Origin of the sequence: Streptococcus sp. KHUD_015, assembly GCF_051106265.1 — a bacterium.
Classification (GTDB): Bacteria; Bacillota; Bacilli; order Lactobacillales; family Streptococcaceae; genus Streptococcus.
Genome location: NZ_CP193665.1, coordinates 797,401 through 817,881, shown reverse-complemented (window position 1 = coordinate 817,881; position 20,481 = coordinate 797,401). Strand labels below are relative to the sequence as shown.

The 20,481-nt window shown below is 41.5% G+C and carries 9 protein-coding genes; all 9 read right to left on the bottom strand.

Translation table 11 applies throughout. The features are described 5' to 3' along the window. Nucleotides 1–88 precede the first annotated feature (88 nt). The gene (prsA, locus tag ACORHU_RS03745) at nucleotides 89–1,027 is read right to left on the bottom strand and encodes a peptidylprolyl isomerase PrsA (RefSeq protein WP_000727947.1); all 939 of its coding nucleotides are present in this window, start codon (nucleotides 1,025–1,027) and stop codon (nucleotides 89–91) included. A gap of 66 nt (nucleotides 1,028–1,093) precedes the next feature. Continuing rightward, the gene (locus ACORHU_RS03740; RefSeq protein WP_434364889.1) at nucleotides 1,094–1,807 is read right to left on the bottom strand and encodes an O-methyltransferase; all 714 of its coding nucleotides are present in this window, start codon (nucleotides 1,805–1,807) and stop codon (nucleotides 1,094–1,096) included. Between the two features lies 1 nt (nucleotide 1,808). Continuing rightward, nucleotides 1,809–3,611, bottom strand: coding sequence for an oligoendopeptidase F (pepF, locus tag ACORHU_RS03735; protein WP_173305120.1), 1,803 nt, complete (start codon nucleotides 3,609–3,611; stop codon nucleotides 1,809–1,811). A gap of 18 nt (nucleotides 3,612–3,629) precedes the next feature. Beyond that, on the bottom strand, nucleotides 3,630–4,583 hold the full coding sequence (locus ACORHU_RS03730) for a competence protein CoiA (protein WP_434364887.1): 954 nt from the start codon (nucleotides 4,581–4,583) through the stop codon (nucleotides 3,630–3,632). Between the two features lie 335 nt (nucleotides 4,584–4,918). Beyond that, nucleotides 4,919–16,195, bottom strand: a complete 11,277-nt coding sequence (locus tag ACORHU_RS03725; RefSeq protein WP_434364885.1) for a DUF1542 domain-containing protein — start codon at nucleotides 16,193–16,195, stop codon at nucleotides 4,919–4,921. A gap of 259 nt (nucleotides 16,196–16,454) precedes the next feature. Continuing rightward, a complete protein-coding gene (gene tehB / locus ACORHU_RS03720) occupies nucleotides 16,455–17,315 on the bottom strand; it encodes an SAM-dependent methyltransferase TehB (protein WP_434364883.1) in 861 nt (286 codons plus the stop codon). 15 nt (nucleotides 17,316–17,330) lie between these two features. Continuing rightward, on the bottom strand, nucleotides 17,331–17,798 hold the full coding sequence (gene smpB, locus ACORHU_RS03715) for an SsrA-binding protein SmpB (protein WP_172924583.1): 468 nt from the start codon (nucleotides 17,796–17,798) through the stop codon (nucleotides 17,331–17,333). After that, entirely contained in the window at nucleotides 17,761–20,115 is a 2,355-nt protein-coding gene (rnr, locus tag ACORHU_RS03710; protein ID WP_434364881.1) for a ribonuclease R, read from the bottom strand. The genes smpB and rnr overlap by 38 nt, the downstream gene beginning before the upstream one ends. Before the next feature lie 101 nt (nucleotides 20,116–20,216). Continuing rightward, complete coding sequence (gene secG, locus ACORHU_RS03705; RefSeq protein ID WP_000282517.1) at nucleotides 20,217–20,450, bottom strand: preprotein translocase subunit SecG; 234 nt, start codon at nucleotides 20,448–20,450, stop codon at nucleotides 20,217–20,219. Between the last annotated feature and the right edge of the window lie 31 nt (nucleotides 20,451–20,481).

Sequence of the window (20,481 nt, the reverse complement as noted above, 5' to 3'; positions counted from 1 at the left end):
ATACCATTTTTTCCGAAAGAAAAAAACTCTTATCCATCAGATAGACTATTTTTGTCATAAGAAAAAGAGCACTTGGCCCTTTTCTGTTTTATTCTTTTGATGAACTACTTGAGCTTGAATCTCCACCACCGATATATTGAGTGAAGATATTTTGGAAGGCTTGGTCTTTAACCTTGATATTAGCTGCTTGTAATTCTTTTCCGATAATGCTTTGAACAAATGTTGAATCATTTTGTTTTTGAGTCAAGATAACAGTTTTTAATTTTTCTTTGTAGTCATCAAGATTAGATGATTTTTCTGTTTTCTTAGTGAGTTTTACAATGTAATATTGGCTGCTGTAGGCTTGTGTACCAGCGGCTGTAATCACATCAGAAACACCGTTTACATCTAAAGCGAAAGCTGCTTTCTTAACTTGTTCTGGTACTTCTGTCGAAGCAGAGTCAAAGGTGATTTCTCCACCGTTTGCTTTGGTTTTTTCATCAGTTGAGTTATCTTTTGCTAATTGAGCGAAATCTGCCCCACTTGCCTTAGCTTTTTCGAGGACTTCTTTCGCTTTATCCTCATTATCAAGACGAATGATTTGAGCCGTTACATCTGGAGTATATTCATCAAAGGCTTTCTTATAAGCATCATCTGTCAATTCAGCCTCTGCTGCCTTCTTAACTGCCAACTCAACCAATTTACTTGTACGAATTTGAGCTTTACGTGTTTCAAGAGTCATGCCTGCTTGTGACAAAACACGTTGGTAGTTCTCACCATATTGTTTTTCTTCTTCGGCAATAGTATCGTTGACTTCTTTGTCATCTACTTCCGAACCATATTGTTTCTCAAATACTTTTTGGATGGTCAAGTTCAACAACACTTGTTGAGCTGAAGGGTTGCTTTTCACTTGCTCATAAAATTGATGTTCTGTGATAACATCCCCTTTCATACTGATAAGATCTGCTCCTTCTGAGCCTTTCGAACAAGCTGCTAATGTTGCTACTGATAATAGTGTAATGGCACCTGCCAATAGTTTTTTCTTCATGTCTACTCCTTTAAGATAAGTGTTACCCTATCTATTTTACTATATTTTCTTAAATTTTTCTGAAAATCATTCGCTGTCAGGCAATTGAACATCTGCTACATTTTTACGAAGCATGAGAATACCGTCTCCCAGAGGAACTAATGTTGCAGTGAGTCCTGGATTATCTAAAGTTGCGTCAAACAGTCTTTGAAGGCCTCGATAAATAGTTCGCTGACCACGACGGACTTCCATAATGTCCTTGGCAACATCACCACCTTGGAAAATATCATCCAAGACAACCACACCACCAACTTCCAAATGTTTGAGGATTTCTGGTAGAAAGACGATGTATTTAGACTTAGCAGAATCCATAAAGACGAAATCATAGGACTCTGTCAGGGTTGATAAGACATCTACCGCATCTCCTTCTAGGAGAGTAATTTGCTTGCGACTGTCAAACTGAGCAAAATTTTCCTTGGCAAAACCAATCATCTCTGGATTGCGGTCAATGGTTGTAATCTTGGCCTTTGGCGCATGTTCTGCCATTAAAAGAGCTGAAAAACCGATAGCCGTCCCAATTTCCAGAATATTTTTAGGCCGCATGGTTTCCATAAGAAAACGGAAGTAAGCAACCGTTTCATGAGGAATAATGGGAATATTTTCCTTACGGGCAAAGTCTTCCAATTCTTTCAAAGAACCTGTAACTTGCTTTTGACGCTGACGCATCAAGTTCACAATTTCTTCCTTGACAACAGGACGACGCATGTTGTGGTTGGCATTTTTACTATACGATTCAACCATCTTATGCCAATCCCAATTTTTCAACAAGGGCTTCAAACTCATTTAAACGGCGTTCAAAGACTGCAAAGGCATCGTTGAGGTAGTCTTCCTTCTCCATATCAACACCAGCTTTTCTCATGACATTAAGTGGGTAGTCAGACTTACCAGCCTTGAGATAATCAATATAACGGTCACGGTCTTCCTGACTACCATGAACAATTTTTTCAGCCAAAGCTGAGGCTGCTGCAAAACCTGTTGAATATTGGTATACATAGTAGTTATAGTAGAAGTGTGGAATACGTGCCCACTCGTATTGGATTTCAGGATTATCTTCCTTGCTCAAACCATAATACTCTTGGTTCAAGTCTGCATAGAGTTTATTTAGGAAATCACTTGTCAAGACTTCCCCATTTTGATCCGCTTGGTGGATGGCGTGTTCAAACTCAGCAAATTGAGTTTGTCGGAAAACTGTTCCACGGAAACCGTCCAAGAAGTTATTAAGAATAGCAAAGCGCGTTGCGTCGTCTTCCACTTCTTCCAACAATTTCTCCGTCAAGATATTCTCATTGGTAGTTGAGGCAATCTCAGCCAAGAAGATAGAATAATCTCCGTAAACATAAGGCTGCGTTTCACGAGTATAGCTTGAATGCATACTGTGACCTGTTTCATGAACAAGAGTAAAGAGATTGTCTAGATTGTCCTGCCAGTTAAGAAGCATAAAGGCATTGGTATCGTAAGAACCACCAGAGTAGGCTCCTGAACGCTTGCCTTGATTTTCGTAAACATCAATCCAACGCTCACTGAAAGCACGTTTAACACGGCTCAAGTAATCCTCTCCCAATACTGCCAAGGCATCTTCTGCTTTTTTCAAGGCTTCTTGGTAGGTAAAACTATATTCAACAGATGAAAGCGGTGTGTAGACATCGTACATCTTGAGGTCTGAAATCCCCAAAATCTTTGAACGAAGCTCAAGGTAACGATGCAAGAGGGGCAAATGCTTGCGAACTGCTGCTACCAAATTGTCATAAACACTTTCTGGAACAAAATTTGCTGCGAGAGCTGCATGACGAGCACTCTTGTAGTTGCGAACTTTTGCACGATAGTTTTGAACCTTAACATTTGTTTGCAAGGTTTTAGCATAAGTATGTTGGAATTGCTCGTAAGTTGCATAAAGGGCTTGATAAGCATCTCGGCGAACTTCACGATTTTTAGACTCCATCAAACGCATATAAACGCCATGTGATAATTGTACTTCGTTACCATCTTCATCTTTAACAAATGGAAAGACGATATCTGCATTATCTAAAATAGCGAAAGTTTCACTTGCCGAACCAAAGATTTCACTAGCTCCAGCTAATAATTCTTCTTCTCTTTGTGATAGAACGTGTTCCTTGCCTTGCAAAAGTTTGTCAAAATAGTGTTGATAAACCTGCAATTTTAGCTGAGCTTCTAAAAAGTCAGCATACTGCTCTTCACTGATTTCCATAAATTCAGGCTCATAGAATGAAAAGGCTTGGTCTAGCTGGCTATAGAGAGTCATGGCCTTGGCATAGTACTCTTGGTACTTGGCTTCACGTGTATCCTGGTCATTTTTCATATGAGCATAAACGTAAAGCTTCTCCATCTGGCGTTCCATTTCAAGAGAAAATTCAGTGATTTCTAGAAGGCTATCCGCACTATCTAGGAGATGGCCTTCATACTGGGCTACTGTCTCCAATTGTTCTGTTAAATCTTTTAAGGCTTCTTCCCAAGCCTGGTCAGTTGGGTAGATCGTTGATAGATCCCATGTATCTTTTTCATTTATTTCATTTCTTTGTAATACCATTAGATTCCTCCATCCTTTCTATTTTACCATATTTTTCAAGAAATATTGCTGATAAAAGGCTGGTGGATAAAGCTTTTGCCAATCATTTTGAGGATTTTCTTGATAATAGGTGTAAAAGTGCTGATAATAGCTATTCAAGTCTTGTTCAATCTGGAAAAATTTGCCCACTAGTGGTCTAATTTGGGGATACCATGCTTTTAGCTCATAAGTCAGGATATTCTCTCCCTTTTGATAGGCTTCTGCTTGTTCTTTCATCCAAAAGGGGTTTTGATAATACAATTGTTGCCGGATATAGCGACAGATGTCCTTATCTTGAGAAACTGTAAAATGCGATATTTTTTGTTTCTTATAGGGACACCGTAATATTTCCAATAAACTAGCTTGGCCATAGGGAAATTCCTTGATTTGATAATGGAGTTTACCTCGAAGATCTTGATAAATCAGGTATTTGAGTCTCAAAAGCTGTTTTTCCTTGTCTAATTCCCAAACATAAAAGCCCATGTTTTGACTAAAATAGAGAAAACCTTGTTGCAGACGAGTCAAACGCTCCTTGAGCCACAGTTTTTGACCCAGCAACCACAGTACTTGGTAACCCTGACTACGATAACCCTCACTTCGCTCCTTAAGAATTTTTTGAGATAAAGGACTACACTGAACCTCTAGAGCTAGATTACCATTTACAAATACATCCGCAATCTGTTTAAGTTCTGGCAACGGATATTCTAATTGCACCTCTGTCTCTTTTTTCAACCAGTGATAAAGGGATTCTTTATTTGCCAGATGTTCTGGACTTTCATTTTCAGAGGAATAATCACAGTCTTTTAAGGATTTATGGGCAAAATGAGTTCGTACTCTTGAACCTTGACGCAAACGGAGCTGACCTCCACAAGCTGGGCAGGTGTATTCTTGCTTCTCAAGCTTGTCTTCTAACACATTTACTAACTCTCCCCTAGCATCTCTCGCAACAAACATGATTTCCCTCCTTTTCTATATTATTCGTAAAAATTAATAATCGTGTTTTTAATTATAGAAAAAAGTGTAGTAAATCGAAATAAAATATAAGCAAATTGATATTATAGTTAGTTGAAATAATATGTAAACTAAGAGATTAGGAAAGTCAAATTAATTTCTAACAATGCTTCAGAAGTCATGTCCTACTATTCCAGTTTCAATACACTATATAATTGACAAAGAACCAAAATCTCCTAGCAATCAATGGACTACTAGGAGATTTTTTAAGAAATTCTATATAAGCTATAGAATCAAATACAAATTGTACTAAAAAATTAGATTAATTCATATATAAATTATACTTCTTCATCTTCTTTACGACGACGGCCTGCAAGACTAAGTCCAAGTACTGCACTTGCTGCAGCTGCTACCATAGTTACTGTAGAGTCTGCTGTACCTGTGTTTGGAAGTTGTCGATCTTTATTTATTGTAGTTTCAGATATTGAAGTTCTATCTGGCATTTCATTAGCACTACGGTCATAAGCGGGTTTAGCTGGTGTTTCTTCTGAAATACCGTTCACACTTCCTATATGGGCTGGAACTTCTGCAGTTGGTGGAATAATAACATTGCCTTCACCATCTGTACTACTTGTGCCGACTGAATCTGTATAGGCTGGGACTTCTACAGTTGGTGGGATAATCAAGTTGCCTTCGCCATCTGTACTGCTTGTGCCGACTGAATCTGTATAGGCTGGGACTTCTACAGTTGGTGGGGTAATCAAGTTGCCTTCGCCATCCGTACTACTTGTGCCGACTGAATCTGTATAGGCTGGGACTTCTACAGTTGGTGGGGTAATCAAGTTGCCTTCGCCATCCGTACTGCTTGTGCCGACTGAATCTGTATAGGCTGGGGCTTCTACAGTTGGTGGGGTAATCAAGTTGCCTTCGCCATCCGTACTACTTGTGCCGACTGGATCTGTATAGGCTGGGACTTCTACAGTTGGTGGGGTAATCAAGTTGCCTTCGCCATCCGTACTACTTGTTCCTACTGGTTCTGTATAAGCTGGGACTTCTACAGTTGGTGGGGTAATCAAGTTACCTGCGCCATCTGTACTACTTGTACCTACTGGATCTGTATAGGCTGGGACTTCTACAGTTGGTGGGGTAATCAAGTTGCCTTCGCCAGCTGTACTGGTTGTACCTACTGGAGTTACTGCTTCAATTGCTTTAACTCCTGTAGTTTGAGCGCCATCTACGCCTTCTTGATCTTTCGCTTCATTGATAGCGTTAACGGCTGCGATAGCGGCTTTCGCTACTTCGGCTTTCGCTGCTGCTTTTTCATCGTCGGATAATTTAGCGTTCTTATCAATTGAGGCAATCTTAGCTTCTGACGCTGTTTGGATGGCTTCTAGTGCTTTCTCTTTACCTACTGGAGTTACTGCTTCAATTGCTTTAACCCCTGTAGTTTGAGCGCCATCTACGCCTTCTTGATCTTTCGCTTCATTGATAGCGTTAACGGCTGCGACAGCGGCTTTCGCTACTTCGGCTTTCGCTGCTGCTTTTTCATCGTCGGATAATTTAGCATTCTTATCAATTGAGGCAATCTTAGCTTCTGACGCTGTTTGGATGGCTTCTAGTGCTTTCTCTTTACCTACTGGAGTTACTGCTTCAATTGCTTTAACCCCTGCAGTTTGAGCGCCATCTACGCCTTCTTGATCTTTCGCTTCATTGATAGCATTTACGGCTGCGATAGCGGCTTTCGCTACTTCGGCTTTCGCTGCTGCTTTTTCTGCATCTGAAAGTTTGTCGTTAGCTTCGATTGCTTTTGCTTTTTCTACTAATGCTGCATCTACTGCTGCTTTCGCTTTTTCTTTTCCTACTGGGTTTACTGCTTCTACTGCTTTTGTTCCTTCAGCTGCTTTTGCATCTACTCCAGCTTGATCTGTTGCTGCTTCGATTGCTTTCTTAGCTTCGTCTGCTGCTTTCTTAGCTTCGTCTTTCGCTGCTTGTTTTTCTGCATCTGAAAGTTTGTCGTTAGCTTCGATTGCTTTTGCTTTTTCTACTAATGCTGCATCTACTGCTGCTTTCGCTTTTTCTTTTCCTACTGGGTTTACTGCTTCTACTGCTTTTGTTCCTTCAGCTGCTTTTGCATCTACTCCAGCTTGATCTGTTGCTGCTTCGATTGCTTTCTTAGCTTCGTCTGCTGCTTTCTTAGCTTCGTCTTTCGCTGCTTGTTTTTCTGCATCTGAAAGTTTGTCGTTAGCTTCGATTGCTTTTGCTTTTTCTACTAATGCTGCATCTACTGCTGCTTTCGCTTTTTCTTTTCCTACTGGGTTTACTGCTTCTACTGCTTTTGTTCCTTCAGCTGCTTTTGCATCTACTCCAGTTTGGTCTGTTGCTGCTTCGATTGCTTTCTTAGCTTCGTCTGCTGCTTTCTTAGCTTCTGCTTTCGCTGCTGCTTTTTCTGCATCTGAAAGTTTGTTGTTTGCTTCGATTGCTTTTTCTTTTTCTGCTAATGTTGCATCTACTGCTGCTTTCGCTTTTTCTTTTCCTACTGGGTTTACTGCTTCTACTGCTTTTGTTCCTTCAGCTGCTTTTGCATCTACTCCAGCTTGATCTGTTGCTGCTTCGATTCCTTTCTTAGCTTCGTCTGCTGCTTTCTTAGCTTCTGCTTTCGCTGCTGCTTTTTCTGCATCTGAAAGTTTGTCGTTAGCTTCGATCGCTTTTTCTTTTTCTGCTAATGCTGCATCTACTGCTGCTTTCGCTTTTTCTTTTCCTACTGGATTTACTGCTTCTACTGCTTTTGTTCCTTCAGCTGCTTTTGCATCTACTCCAGTTTGGTCTGTTGCTGCTTCGATTCCTTTCTTAGCTTCGTCTGCTGCTTTCTTAGCTTCTGCTTTCGCTGCTGCTTTTTCTGCATCTGAAAGTTTGTCGTTAGCTTCGATTGCTTTTGCTTTTTCCGCTAATGCTGCATCTACTGCTGTTTTTGCTGCTTCTTTTACAGTATCTAAGTTTCCTGGTGTGTGCACTCCTTCGATTGCTGTTACACCTGCTGTTTTAGCTTCAGCTACTTTATCAGCGTTTTCTGCTGCCGCAATCTTAGCTTCTTCTTCTGTTTTCTTAGCTTCTACAGCCTTAACTTTATCCGCTTTTTCTGCACTTGTCAAACTGTTATCGGCATTGATTTCATTCTTCTCTGCCTCTACTGCTTGAGCTAAAGCGTCTTTCGCTGCTGTCTTAATTGCTTCTAAGTCACCATTGTCATGAACTGCTTTAACTGCTGCTTCTCCTGCTGTTTTAGCTTCAGCTACTTTATCAGCGTTTTCTGCTGCCGCAATCTTAGCTTCTTCTTCTGTTTTCTTAGCTTCTACAGCCTTAACTTTATCCGCTTTTTCTGCACTTGTCAAACTGTTATCGGCATTGATTTCATTCTTCTCTGCCTCTACTGCTTGAGCTAAAGCGTCTTTCGCTGCTGTCTTAACTGCTTCTAAGTCACCATTGTCATGAACTGCTTTAACTGCTGCTTCTCCTGCTGTTTTAGCTTCAGCTACTTTATCAGCGTTTTCTGCTGCTGCGATCTTAGCTTCTTCTTCTGTTTTCTTAGCTTCTACAGCCTTAACTTTTTCAGCTTTCGCTGCACTTGTCAAACTGTTATCGGCATTGATTTCATTCTTCTCTGCCTCTACCGCTTGAGCCAAGTCGGCTTTCGCTGCTGTCTTAACTGCTTCTAAGTCACCATTGTCATGAACTGCTTTGACTGCTGCTTCACCTGCTGTTTTAGCGTCCGCTACTTTATCAGCGTTTTCGGCTGCTGCGATCTTAGCTTCTTCTTCTGTTTTCTTAGCTTCTACAGCCTTAACTTTTTCAGCTTTCGCTGCACTTGTCAAACTGTTATCGGCATTGATTTCATTCTTCTCTGCCTCTACCGCTTGAGCCAAGTCGGCTTTCGCTGCTGTCTTAACTGCTTCTAAGTCACCATTGTCATGAACTGCTTTGACTGCTGCTTCACCTGCTGTTTTAGCGTCCGCTACTTTATCAGCGTTTTCGGCTGCTGCGATCTTAGCTTCTTCTTCTGTTTTCTTAGCTTCTACAGCCTTAACTTTTTCAGCTTTCGCTGCACTTGTCAAACTGTTATCGGCATTGATTTCATTCTTCTCTGCCTCTACCGCTTGAGCCAAGTCGGCTTTCGCTGCTGTCTTAACTGCTTCTAAGTCACCATTGTCATGAACTGCTTTGACTGCTGCTTCACCTGCTGTTTTAGCGTCCGCTACTTTATCAGCGTTTTCGGCTGCTGCGATCTTAGCTTCTTCTTCTGTTTTCTTAGCTTCTACAGCCTTAACTTTTTCAGCTTTCGCTGCACTTGTCAAACTGTTATCGGCATTGATTTCATTCTTCTCTGCCTCTACCGCTTGAGCCAAGTCGGCTTTCGCTGCTGTCTTAACTGCTTCTAAGTCACCATTGTCATGAACTGCTTTGACTGCTGCTTCACCTGCTGTTTTAGCGTCCGCTACTTTATCAGCGTTTTCGGCTGCTGCGATCTTAGCTTCTTCTTCTGTTTTCTTAGCTTCTACAGCCTTAACTTTTTCAGCTTTCGCTGCACTTGTCAAACTGTTATCGGCATTGATTTCATTCTTCTCTGCCTCTACCGCTTGAGCCAAGTCGGCTTTCGCTGCTGTCTTAACTGCTTCTAAGTCACCATTGTCATGAACTGCTTTGACTGCTGCTTCACCTGCTGTTTTAGCGTCCGCTACTTTATCAGCGTTTTCGGCTGCTGCGATCTTAGCTTCTTCTTCTGTTTTCTTAGCTTCTACAGCCTTAACTTTTTCAGCTTTCGCTGCACTTGTCAAACTGTTATCGGCATTGATTTCATTCTTCTCTGCCTCTACCGCTTGAGCCAAGTCGGCTTTCGCTGCTGTCTTAACTGCTTCTAAGTCACCATTGTCATGAACTGCTTTGACTGCTGCTTCACCTGCTGTTTTAGCGTCCGCTACTTTATCAGCGTTTTCGGCTGCTGCGATCTTAGCTTCTTCTTCTGTTTTCTTAGCTTCTACAGCCTTAACTTTTTCAGCTTTCGCTGCACTTGTCAAACTGTTATCGGCATTGATTTCATTCTTCTCTGCCTCTACCGCTTGAGCCAAGTCGGCTTTCGCTGCTGTCTTAACTGCTTCTAAGTCACCATTGTCATGAACTGCTTTGACTGCTGCTTCACCTGCTGTTTTAGCGTCCGCTACTTTATCAGCGTTTTCGGCTGCTGCGATCTTAGCTTCTTCTTCTGTTTTCTTAGCTTCTACAGCCTTAACTTTTTCAGCTTTCGCTGCACTTGTCAAACTGTTATCGGCATTGATTTCATTCTTCTCTGCCTCTACCGCTTGAGCCAAGTCGGCTTTCGCTGCTGTCTTAACTGCTTCTAAGTCACCATTGTCATGAACTGCTTTGACTGCTGCTTCACCTGCTGTTTTAGCGTCCGCTACTTTATCAGCGTTTTCGGCTGCTGCGATCTTAGCTTCTTCTTCTGTTTTCTTAGCTTCTACAGCCTTAACTTTTTCAGCTTTCGCTGCACTTGTCAAACTGTTATCGGCATTGATTTCATTCTTCTCTGCCTCTACCGCTTGAGCCAAGTCGGCTTTCGCTGCTGTCTTAACTGCTTCTAAGTCACCATTGTCATGAACTGCTTTGACTGCTGCTTCACCTGCTGTTTTAGCGTCCGCTACTTTATCAGCGTTTTCGGCTGCTGCGATCTTAGCTTCTTCTTCTGTTTTCTTAGCTTCTACAGCCTTAACTTTTTCAGCTTTCGCTGCACTTGTCAAACTGTTATCGGCATTGATTTCATTCTTCTCTGCCTCTACCGCTTGAGCCAAGTCGGCTTTCGCTGCTGTCTTAACTGCTTCTAAGTCACCATTGTCATGAACTGCTTTGACTGCTGCTTCACCTGCTGTTTTAGCGTCCGCTACTTTATCAGCGTTTTCGGCTGCTGCGATCTTAGCTTCTTCTTCTGTTTTCTTAGCTTCTACAGCCTTAACTTTTTCAGCTTTCGCTGCACTTGTCAAACTGTTATCGGCATTGATTTCATTCTTCTCTGCCTCTACCGCTTGAGCCAAGTCGGCTTTCGCTGCTGTCTTAACTGCTTCTAAGTCACCATTGTCATGAACTGCTTTGACTGCTGCTTCACCTGCTGTTTTAGCGTCCGCTACTTTATCAGCGTTTTCGGCTGCTGCGATCTTAGCTTCTTCTTCTGTTTTCTTAGCTTCTACAGCCTTAACTTTTTCAGCTTTCGCTGCACTTGTCAAACTGTTATCGGCATTGATTTCATTCTTCTCTGCCTCTACCGCTTGAGCCAAGTCGGCTTTCGCTGCTGTCTTAACTGCTTCTAAGTCACCATTGTCATGAACTGCTTTGACTGCTGCTTCACCTGCTGTTTTAGCGTCCGCTACTTTATCAGCGTTTTCGGCTGCTGCGATCTTAGCTTCTTCTTCTGTTTTCTTAGCTTCTACAGCCTTAACTTTTTCAGCTTTCGCTGCACTTGTCAAACTGTTATCGGCATTGATTTCATTCTTCTCTGCCTCTACCGCTTGAGCCAAGTCGGCTTTCGCTGCTGTCTTAACTGCTTCTAAGTCACCATTGTCATGAACTGCTTTGACTGCTGCTTCACCTGCTGTTTTAGCGTCCGCTACTTTATCAGCGTTTTCGGCTGCTGCGATCTTAGCTTCTTCTTCTGTTTTCTTAGCTTCTACAGCCTTAACTTTTTCAGCTTTCGCTGCACTTGTCAAACTGTTATCGGCATTGATTTCATTCTTCTCTGCCTCTACCGCTTGAGCCAAGTCGGCTTTCGCTGCTGTCTTAACTGCTTCTAAGTCACCATTGTCATGAACTGCTTTGACTGCTGCTTCACCTGCTGTTTTAGCGTCCGCTACTTTATCAGCGTTTTCGGCTGCTGCGATCTTAGCTTCTTCTTCTGTTTTCTTAGCTTCTACAGCCTTAACTTTTTCAGCTTTCGCTGCACTTGTCAAACTGTTATCGGCATTGATTTCATTCTTCTCTGCCTCTACCGCTTGAGCCAAGTCGGCTTTCGCTGCTGTCTTAACTGCTTCTAAGTCACCATTGTCATGAACTGCTTTGACTGCTGCTTCACCTGCTGTTTTAGCGTCCGCTACTTTATCAGCGTTTTCGGCTGCTGCGATCTTAGCTTCTTCTTCTGTTTTCTTAGCTTCTACAGCCTTAACTTTTTCAGCTTTCGCTGCACTTGTCAAACTGTTATCGGCATTGATTTCATTCTTCTCTGCCTCTACCGCTTGAGCCAAGTCGGCTTTCGCTGCTGTCTTAACTGCTTCTAAGTCACCATTGTCATGAACTGCTTTGACTGCTGCTTCACCTGCTGTTTTAGCGTCCGCTACTTTATCAGCGTTTTCGGCTGCTGCGATCTTAGCTTCTTCTTCTGTTTTCTTAGCTTCTACAGCCTTAACTTTTTCAGCTTTCGCTGCACTTGTCAAACTGTTATCGGCATTGATTTCATTCTTCTCTGCCTCTACCGCTTGAGCCAAGTCGGCTTTCGCTGCTGTCTTAACTGCTTCTAAGTCACCATTGTCATGAACTGCTTTGACTGCTGCTTCACCTGCTGTTTTAGCGTCCGCTACTTTATCAGCGTTTTCGGCTGCTGCGATCTTAGCTTCTTCTTCTGTTTTCTTAGCTTCTACAGCCTTAACTTTTTCAGCTTTCGCTGCACTTGTCAAACTGTTATCGGCATTGATTTCATTCTTCTCTGCCTCTACCGCTTGAGCCAAGTCGGCTTTCGCTGCTGTCTTAACTGCTTCTAAGTCACCATTGTCATGAACTGCTTTGACTGCTGCTTCACCTGCTGTTTTAGCGTCCGCTACTTTATCAGCGTTTTCGGCTGCTGCGATCTTAGCTTCTTCTTCTGTTTTCTTAGCTTCTACAGCCTTAACTTTTTCAGCTTTCGCTGCACTTGTCAAACTGTTATCGGCATTGATTTCATTCTTCTCTGCCTCTACCGCTTGAGCCAAGTCGGCTTTCGCTGCTGTCTTAACTGCTTCTAAGTCACCATTGTCATGAACTGCTTTGACTGCTGCTTCACCTGCTGTTTTAGCGTCCGCTACTTTATCAGCGTTTTCGGCTGCTGCGATCTTAGCTTCTTCTTCTGTTTTCTTAGCTTCTACAGCCTTAACTTTTTCAGCTTTCGCTGCACTTGTCAAACTGTTATCGGCATTGATTTCATTCTTCTCTGCCTCTACCGCTTGAGCCAAGTCGGCTTTCGCTGCTGTCTTAACTGCTTCTAAGTCACCATTGTCATGAACTGCTTTGACTGCTGCTTCACCTGCTGTTTTAGCGTCCGCTACTTTATCAGCGTTTTCGGCTGCTGCGATCTTAGCTTCTTCTTCTGTTTTCTTAGCTTCTACAGCCTTAACTTTTTCAGCTTTCGCTGCACTTGTCAAACTGTTATCGGCATTGATTTCATTCTTCTCTGCCTCTACCGCTTGAGCCAAGTCGGCTTTCGCTGCTGTCTTAACTGCTTCTAAGTCACCATTGTCATGAACTGCTTTGACTGCTGCTTCACCTGCTGTTTTAGCGTCCGCTACTTTATCAGCGTTTTCGGCTGCTGCGATCTTAGCTTCTTCTTCTGTTTTCTTAGCTTCTACAGCCTTAACTTTTTCAGCTTTCGCTGCACTTGTCAAACTGTTATCGGCATTGATTTCATTCTTCTCTGCCTCTACCGCTTGAGCCAAGTCGGCTTTCGCTGCTGTCTTAACTGCTTCTAAGTCACCATTGTCATGAACTGCTTTGACTGCTGCTTCACCTGCTGTTTTAGCGTCCGCTACTTTATCAGCGTTTTCGGCTGCTGCGATCTTAGCTTCTTCTTCTGTTTTCTTAGCTTCTACAGCCTTAACTTTTTCAGCTTTCGCTGCACTTGTCAAACTGTTATCGGCATTGATTTCATTCTTCTCTGCCTCTACCGCTTGAGCCAAGTCGGCTTTCGCTGCTGTCTTAACTGCTTCTAAGTCACCATTGTCATGAACTGCTTTGACTGCTGCTTCACCTGCTGTTTTAGCGTCCGCTACTTTATCAGCGTTTTCGGCTGCTGCGATCTTAGCTTCTTCTTCTGTTTTCTTAGCTTCTACAGCCTTAACTTTTTCAGCTTTCGCTGCACTTGTCAAACTGTTATCGGCATTGATTTCATTCTTCTCTGCCTCTACCGCTTGAGCCAAGTCGGCTTTCGCTGCTGTCTTAACTGCTTCTAAGTCACCATTGTCATGAACTGCTTTGACTGCTGCTTCACCTGCTGTTTTAGCGTCCGCTACTTTATCAGCGTTTTCGGCTGCTGCGATCTTAGCTTCTTCTTCTGTTTTCTTAGCTTCTACAGCCTTAACTTTTTCAGCTTTCGCTGCACTTGTCAAACTGTTATCGGCATTGATTTCATTCTTCTCTGCCTCTACCGCTTGAGCCAAGTCGGCTTTCGCTGCTGTCTTAACTGCTTCTAAGTCACCATTGTCATGAACTGCTTTGACTGCTGCTTCACCTGCTGTTTTAGCGTCCGCTACTTTATCAGCGTTTTCGGCTGCTGCGATCTTAGCTTCTTCTTCTGTTTTCTTAGCTTCTACAGCCTTAACTTTTTCAGCTTTCGCTGCACTTGTCAAACTGTTATCGGCATTGATTTCATTCTTCTCTGCCTCTACCGCTTGAGCCAAGTCTGCTTTCGCTGCTGCAACAATTGTACCTCTATTGTTCAAAGAATTATATTTTTCAATAAGTGACTTAGCAGATTCTTTATAATTACTTGTGGTACTTATTTCTGAACTAAGTAAATTATTAATCTCAGTCAATTTTGTTTCATAAGCAGCCTTAGTTTCAGGAGTAGACCACTTAGTATCTTCTGATTTTTGTTCTATTAATTTATCATATATTCTTTGTAGTAAATTCTTCGCAACATTTTTTGTATCTTGTTCAATTGAAAAATCTACACCAGTAACTGGAAGTGCATAACCTAAATACGGAGATTGATAAGAAAGCCCCACTTCTTTATCGTTTGCATTACTAATTCGTACTTTATATGAAACTGCACCCTTTGGAAGTTCTATATCACGGCTAGTAAAAGAACCTCCTGTACCATTAGGTTTATTGTTCTCCTCTGCTAATTTTTCATTCACTTGATTTTCTGTCAATCCATTAGCTTTTAGTGTGGCATTTCTCGTAGTACCATCTTTAGCTGCAACAACCGTTTTATCTTTATCTTTCACACTATTTTGAGGATAAAATGTAGTTGTATAAATACTACTTTCTGCCCCATCTTGTCCAATCGAATAAACTTCGACCTTATATCCTGCTTTAGTATTGTTAATATCTCCAGAGTATCCTGTTTTAAAAGCAATTTTTATTCTAGAACCATCGTTTGAAGAATATGCACGAAACGTTTTCTCAATACCTTGAAAACCTTTGACAGCTTTTGCAGTAGAAGCTCCGCCTTCCCCAACTCTTACATAATTAGAGTTATCATAAGCTGTTTCTGTACTATTTTTATAAGATCTAACTTTTGTTAGAAAAAGCATATATTTACTAGTTCTATCAAACGACTGTTCTCGCAGCCAGATCTGTCTGTTGGTGTCATATTGATTATTTGTCGTATTAATTGTTTCAACAGGAAATACGTCTCGGTCTGTCTTTCTTGCAATTGCAAATCTACCTTGTTGCCCATCAGAAGATACAGCTCTCCAACCACCAAATTCATCAATTTCAAGAACTTGTCCTTTATCTACATTTTTAGCATTTCCAAGTTCATCCATATTCTGAATTTTTCCATTATTCTGAATATTTTCGGGTAGCGTTTCCAATTTGTTTGAAAGGGTTGTTAAATCGGCACCTTCTGCTGGATTATCAAATACTTGATTTGCTGATGTATCATCTGTCGTGCTAGGAGTTGTATCTGTACGGAATGGGTTACTTTTATCCAATGCTTTTCCATTACGTTCATCTCTAGAACCTGCATTTGCGATCGAGTTAGATTCTGAAGATTTCTCAGTATTGGTTGCTTTTTTACCTACAGTTGTTTTTCCATTTGTAGTGTCTACCGCTGGTGCTTCTTTTTTCTCTTCTGGTTTTGTTTGTAATTTTGTTGTTGCTACAACTAAGTTTGCGTGTGCTTGTGTTAATTCAGCTTGTGTCTTTGCAGTACTTAATGCTGTTTTTGCTGCTTCTAAGACTGTTCTAAGATTGTTAACGCTTTCTTCTGTCTTAGTAGCATAAGTTCCTTTAGCAAACTTTCCATCAATTTCTTTGGTTAAATCTGTTAATTCTTTCTTGTCTAGAGTCTCCACCTTCTGAGGTGCTGATTCTGGAGAAGAACTATTTTCAACTGTTGAAGGTTGAGTATTTGTCTCTACTGTTGCAGCAGGACTAATTGCTACTGTGTTCCCTTCGTAGGTCCCATTCTGGACATTCTGATCTTTAGGTTGCGGTGCTTGAGTCTCCTCATTAGTTGAAGGCACTCCTTGCTCTGCAGCAGATACTGCTCCATTTCCTAAAAACATGAACAATGCAGCTACTGCTACACTAGCTGCACCAAAGCTGACCTTACGAATAGAAAAACGTAATTGCTTTTCACGATCGTGTTTACCTTTATGAAACATTTAATTTCCTCCAAAATAAATAATTTATCATATTATATAATACTCTTTTACTATAAAAATTCAATAGAACATTTTTCATATTTTTTAATCTATTATAATTTTTATGCGTATATATATATATATATATACGCATAAAGGTTCTTTTGTAATATAATTATATATTTTTTTGAAATAAAAATCATATTGTCAGAAATATTACATTTTTATAACATTTGGCATTTTTAAAAAGGTTAGGGAATTCCCCAACCTTCATTCATGTTTATTTGATTTTCTTAGCTAGCATGGTCGCAAAGCGTAGTTGAATACGATTGCCATTCTCATCACGACGGTGCAAATGACCTGGATTTTCATTGTACTTGACCAACTCCCAATCCTTGTAGTAGTCTGCCAATTCTCCCTCTTTAAATGTGAATGGGAAGTTAACCGAGCAAGGATAATCCTCCGTGTCCATGGCACAAACGATAAGATTATAACCACCGACCGTGGTATGCTCCTGCATATTTTTGATAATTGCAGGAATGCGATCCGCTTGTAGAAACATGAGAACAACAGTTGATACGATAAAATCATAGTCTTGCCCGATGCTAGCTGAATTGATATCGTAAAGACCAACAGGCATGTCCAAATCTTCCTGCTCCACAATGCTTTGCAAGATTTCAAGAGCCAGTTCATTTTGATCTACAGCTGTCACATCAAAACCTTGCTGGGCTAGAAAGAGTGCATTACGGCCTTGACCACAGCCCAAATCCAAGGCTTTACCCGGTTTCACTGTCTGCACTGCCTCTAGGACTTCCGAATGAACAGAATTGGTATTGTATTTCTTATGAAAATAATCCTCAGATTTACAATAAAATTCCAAATACCATTCTACATCGTCTGTTACAGCCTCCACTCGGTGCCAAGCTTGAGGTTGCGCCATGGGATTGTCGGCTCCTGCTTCAAAGAGATGCTCAGCTAGAACCTCACCATCCTCTGTCAATTCAATAAACTTGAGAGTTCCTTTTAGAACTGTAATCTTGCCCCAAGTCCCAACCTTGGTATTGTGTTTCTGCTGAACAGCCTCTGGCATGGTCTCTTTAGTCCACAAGGGCATACGTTTATAGGCAACTAGTTTTTCCATTTTCATTTCCTCTTTTTATCGCTGATTAACAGCCTTCATCACGCGCGCGATGTCACGGTTTTGCTCACGTCGCTTGATTGACTCCCGTTTATCATAGTCATGCTTCCCTTTAGCTAAACCTAAAAGAAGCTTGGCATAACCATCTTTGATATAGATTTTAAGAGGAACCAGCGTCATTCCTGTCCCTTTGGTCTCTTGTTCCAACTTTTGGATTTGTTTCTTATGGAGCAAGAGTTTTCGACGACGTTCTGGTTCCTGGTTCCAGATATTGCCCTCTTCGTAAGGAGCGATATGAACATTGCTCAACCAGACCTCCCCATTTTTCACTTGGGCAAAACCATCCTTGAGATTGATTCGAGCAGCTCGTACACTCTTAATTTCAGTTCCAGTCAGGACCATCCCTGCCTCTAGCGTATCTACGATTGTATAATCGTGGCGCGCCTTTTTATTTTGTGCGACGACCTTTCCCTCGCCCTTTGCCATGTTTGGCTCCTTTCTTAGCTACTTCCTTATAAAAAGGTTTCTTCCCTTTTTTCTTCTTGTCTTTTTGTGAATGCTTGCGCTTATCATTTGAGCGTCCTGATTTTCTCTTGTCTTCCTTCTTATCTGAACGACGACTTGAACCACGTCCCCTGTCACTGCGATTAGACTGTTTCAAGCCTTTTTCAATCACATCAAACTCACTTGGGATATAAGAAAAGTCAATTTCACCTGTCATCTTATCCGCTCTTTCAACCCGAATACGAATCTGTTGACCTACACGGAAGGTTGTACCCGATTTTTCTCCACGAAGGGTCAAATCACGTTCATTAAAATGATAAAATTCCGGTAAATTAGTGATGTGAATCAAGCCCTCGACTGTATTTGGCAATTCAACAAAGAGACCGAATTTAACGATACTTGATACAACTGCATCATACTCTTCACCCACGTATTCTTCCATGTACTCAGCCTTTTTCATGGCTTCGACTTCACGCTCGGCCTCGATAGCTCGACGCTCACGGTTGGAAGACTGGGTCGCAATCTCTGGAATCACTTGTTCAAAATGCTCTGCTATTTCCTTAGAACGGCCGTAATCACGAATCATACGATGAACAAGAAGGTCTGGATAACGACGAATCGGACTGGTAAAGTGAGTGTAATAGTCAGCTGCTAATCCATAGTGGCCGTGATTGTGCTCCGAATAGCGAGCCTGCTGCATAGAGCGTAGAAGCATCATGGATAATACATCTGCATAAGGTTCTCCCTCAACAGCACTCATGATGTCTTGGAGAGCCTCCTGGCTAATCTCACTAGCAGTCCCATAAATGCGCAAGCCAAAGCTTGAAGCATAATCAATAAACTTCTGAACTTTTTCAGCCTTAGGCTCCTCGTGAATTCGATAGATAAAAGGCAAATCCAACTTGCTGAAATGTTCGGCAACTGTTTCATTGGCCATCAACATGAAGGACTCAATCATGCGCTCGGCAACACCACGCTGACGAAGAACGATATCAACAGGCTTACCTTGTTTATCCACTAAAATCTTAGCTTCATTGGTATCAAAATTGAGGGCTCCACGTTTCACACGCATATTTTCTAAAGTTTCATGAAGCTTGGCCATGAGTTCGATACTAGGGACAATTTTCTGATATTCTTGTCTCTTTTCCTTGTCTCCAGCTAGGATATCATTGACATCACTGTAGGTCATCCTGAAGCTAGTCTTGATAACCGTTTGTGTGATGGTGTAGTTGACTACACGACCATGTTTATCAATCTCCATAATGGCAGACTGGGTCAGGCGATCAACTTGAGGATTGAGGGAGCAAATGCCATTTGACAGTCGTTCTGGAAGCATTGGGACCACACGGTCTGTCACATAGACAGAAGTTGCGCGGTTAAGAGCTTCCTTATCAAGGGCAGAACCCTCAGTAACATAATAGGAAACATCTGCTATGTGAACTCCGAGTTCGATATTGCCATTTTTCAGAGCCTTGATATGCACAGCATCGTCCAAGTCTTTAGCGTCAGCACCATCAATGGTAAAGGTAATCTCATCTCTCAGATCCAGACGACCCTCCATATCCTTTTGAGATGGAAGATCAGGTACACTTTCTGCTTCTTTGACAACATCCTCTGGAAATTCTGAGACAATGTCCATAGATTCCAAAACCTCAAGAACATCAATTCCGACATCCGTTGAATGCCCCACCACATCGAGGACACTAGCGACAAAGAAATCATGTTTCTTGCTTGGGTATTTATCGATAAAGACCTTGAGAACTTCGGTTCCCTCGAGTTTAAGGGCTGGTTTCTTAACATAGATCGGTTGACTGATTTTCTGATTTTTCGAACGGATGTAGCCAGCATACTTAGGCTTTTCCTGATCTAGAATGATTTGACCGACAACTGTTGTTAAGCTGTGTTCTAGAATATCAATAATTTTGGCTTCGGCTGCTGTTCCCTTATTACGGTCAGCAACTTTTTTGATAACGACTTCAACGGTATCACCATCAACAGCATAGTTGACATCATTTTTCCCTACAAAAAGGTCGTCCTCCTCGCCTTCCAGACTAACAAAGCCAAAACCATTTTTATGGGCATGAAAAATCCCCTTGAGAGTAATCTCATGTTTTTTCTTAATTTCTAATGTCAGACTACCATCTTCTTCAAAGCGAATCTGGTGCTTTCTTTCCATTAGGGACAAGGTTTTGATCAACTCACGAAAATCCTTGGATCCGTCTTTTCCCAAAGCCTGAGCCAAGTCATTGACAGTTACCTTTCCCTTGTCTTGTAAATATTCTTTTATTCTATCTTTCATATTTTCTTTCTAGATTTTTTTATTTTCTTTTACTGTAAAACCTTCTAAAATATCTTTTAAAAATAAAAAGAGGCAAAGACCTAGTCCTGCCCATTATTTTCTTATCTACTTGATAATACCGTCAATGCTAAGGCAATGGCTAGCCAGAAAAAGACTAAAATCCCTGTCAAACGCTGCATTACAGCTTCAAAACCGCGTGCTTTACTGCGTTCAAACAAATCACCTGAGCTGGCATCAAATACATTGCTGGATTGGTTTTTGGTTGGTTGCATGAAAATCGCAATCACAATCACAACAGATAATACTAATAAAATGGTTAATAATAGGTTATACATATCAAACTCCTTAAAATCCTTATTATTTTAC

Coding starts and splice junctions, on each gene's coding strand:
- tehB (WP_434364883.1), bottom strand. CDS start 17,315: ATGGAAAAACTAGTTGCCTATAAACGTATGCCCTTGTGGACTAAAGAG.
- pepF (WP_173305120.1), bottom strand. CDS start 3,611: ATGGTATTACAAAGAAATGAAATAAATGAAAAAGATACATGGGATCTA.
- ACORHU_RS03740 (WP_434364889.1), bottom strand. CDS start 1,807: ATGGTTGAATCGTATAGTAAAAATGCCAACCACAACATGCGTCGTCCT.
- secG (WP_000282517.1), bottom strand. CDS start 20,450: ATGTATAACCTATTATTAACCATTTTATTAGTATTATCTGTTGTGATT.
- rnr (WP_434364881.1), bottom strand. CDS start 20,115: ATGAAAGATAGAATAAAAGAATATTTACAAGACAAGGGAAAGGTAACT.
- ACORHU_RS03730 (WP_434364887.1), bottom strand. CDS start 4,583: ATGTTTGTTGCGAGAGATGCTAGGGGAGAGTTAGTAAATGTGTTAGAA.
- prsA (WP_000727947.1), bottom strand. CDS start 1,027: ATGAAGAAAAAACTATTGGCAGGTGCCATTACACTATTATCAGTAGCA.
- ACORHU_RS03725 (WP_434364885.1), bottom strand. CDS start 16,195: ATGTTTCATAAAGGTAAACACGATCGTGAAAAGCAATTACGTTTTTCT.
- smpB (WP_172924583.1), bottom strand. CDS start 17,798: ATGGCAAAGGGCGAGGGAAAGGTCGTCGCACAAAATAAAAAGGCGCGC.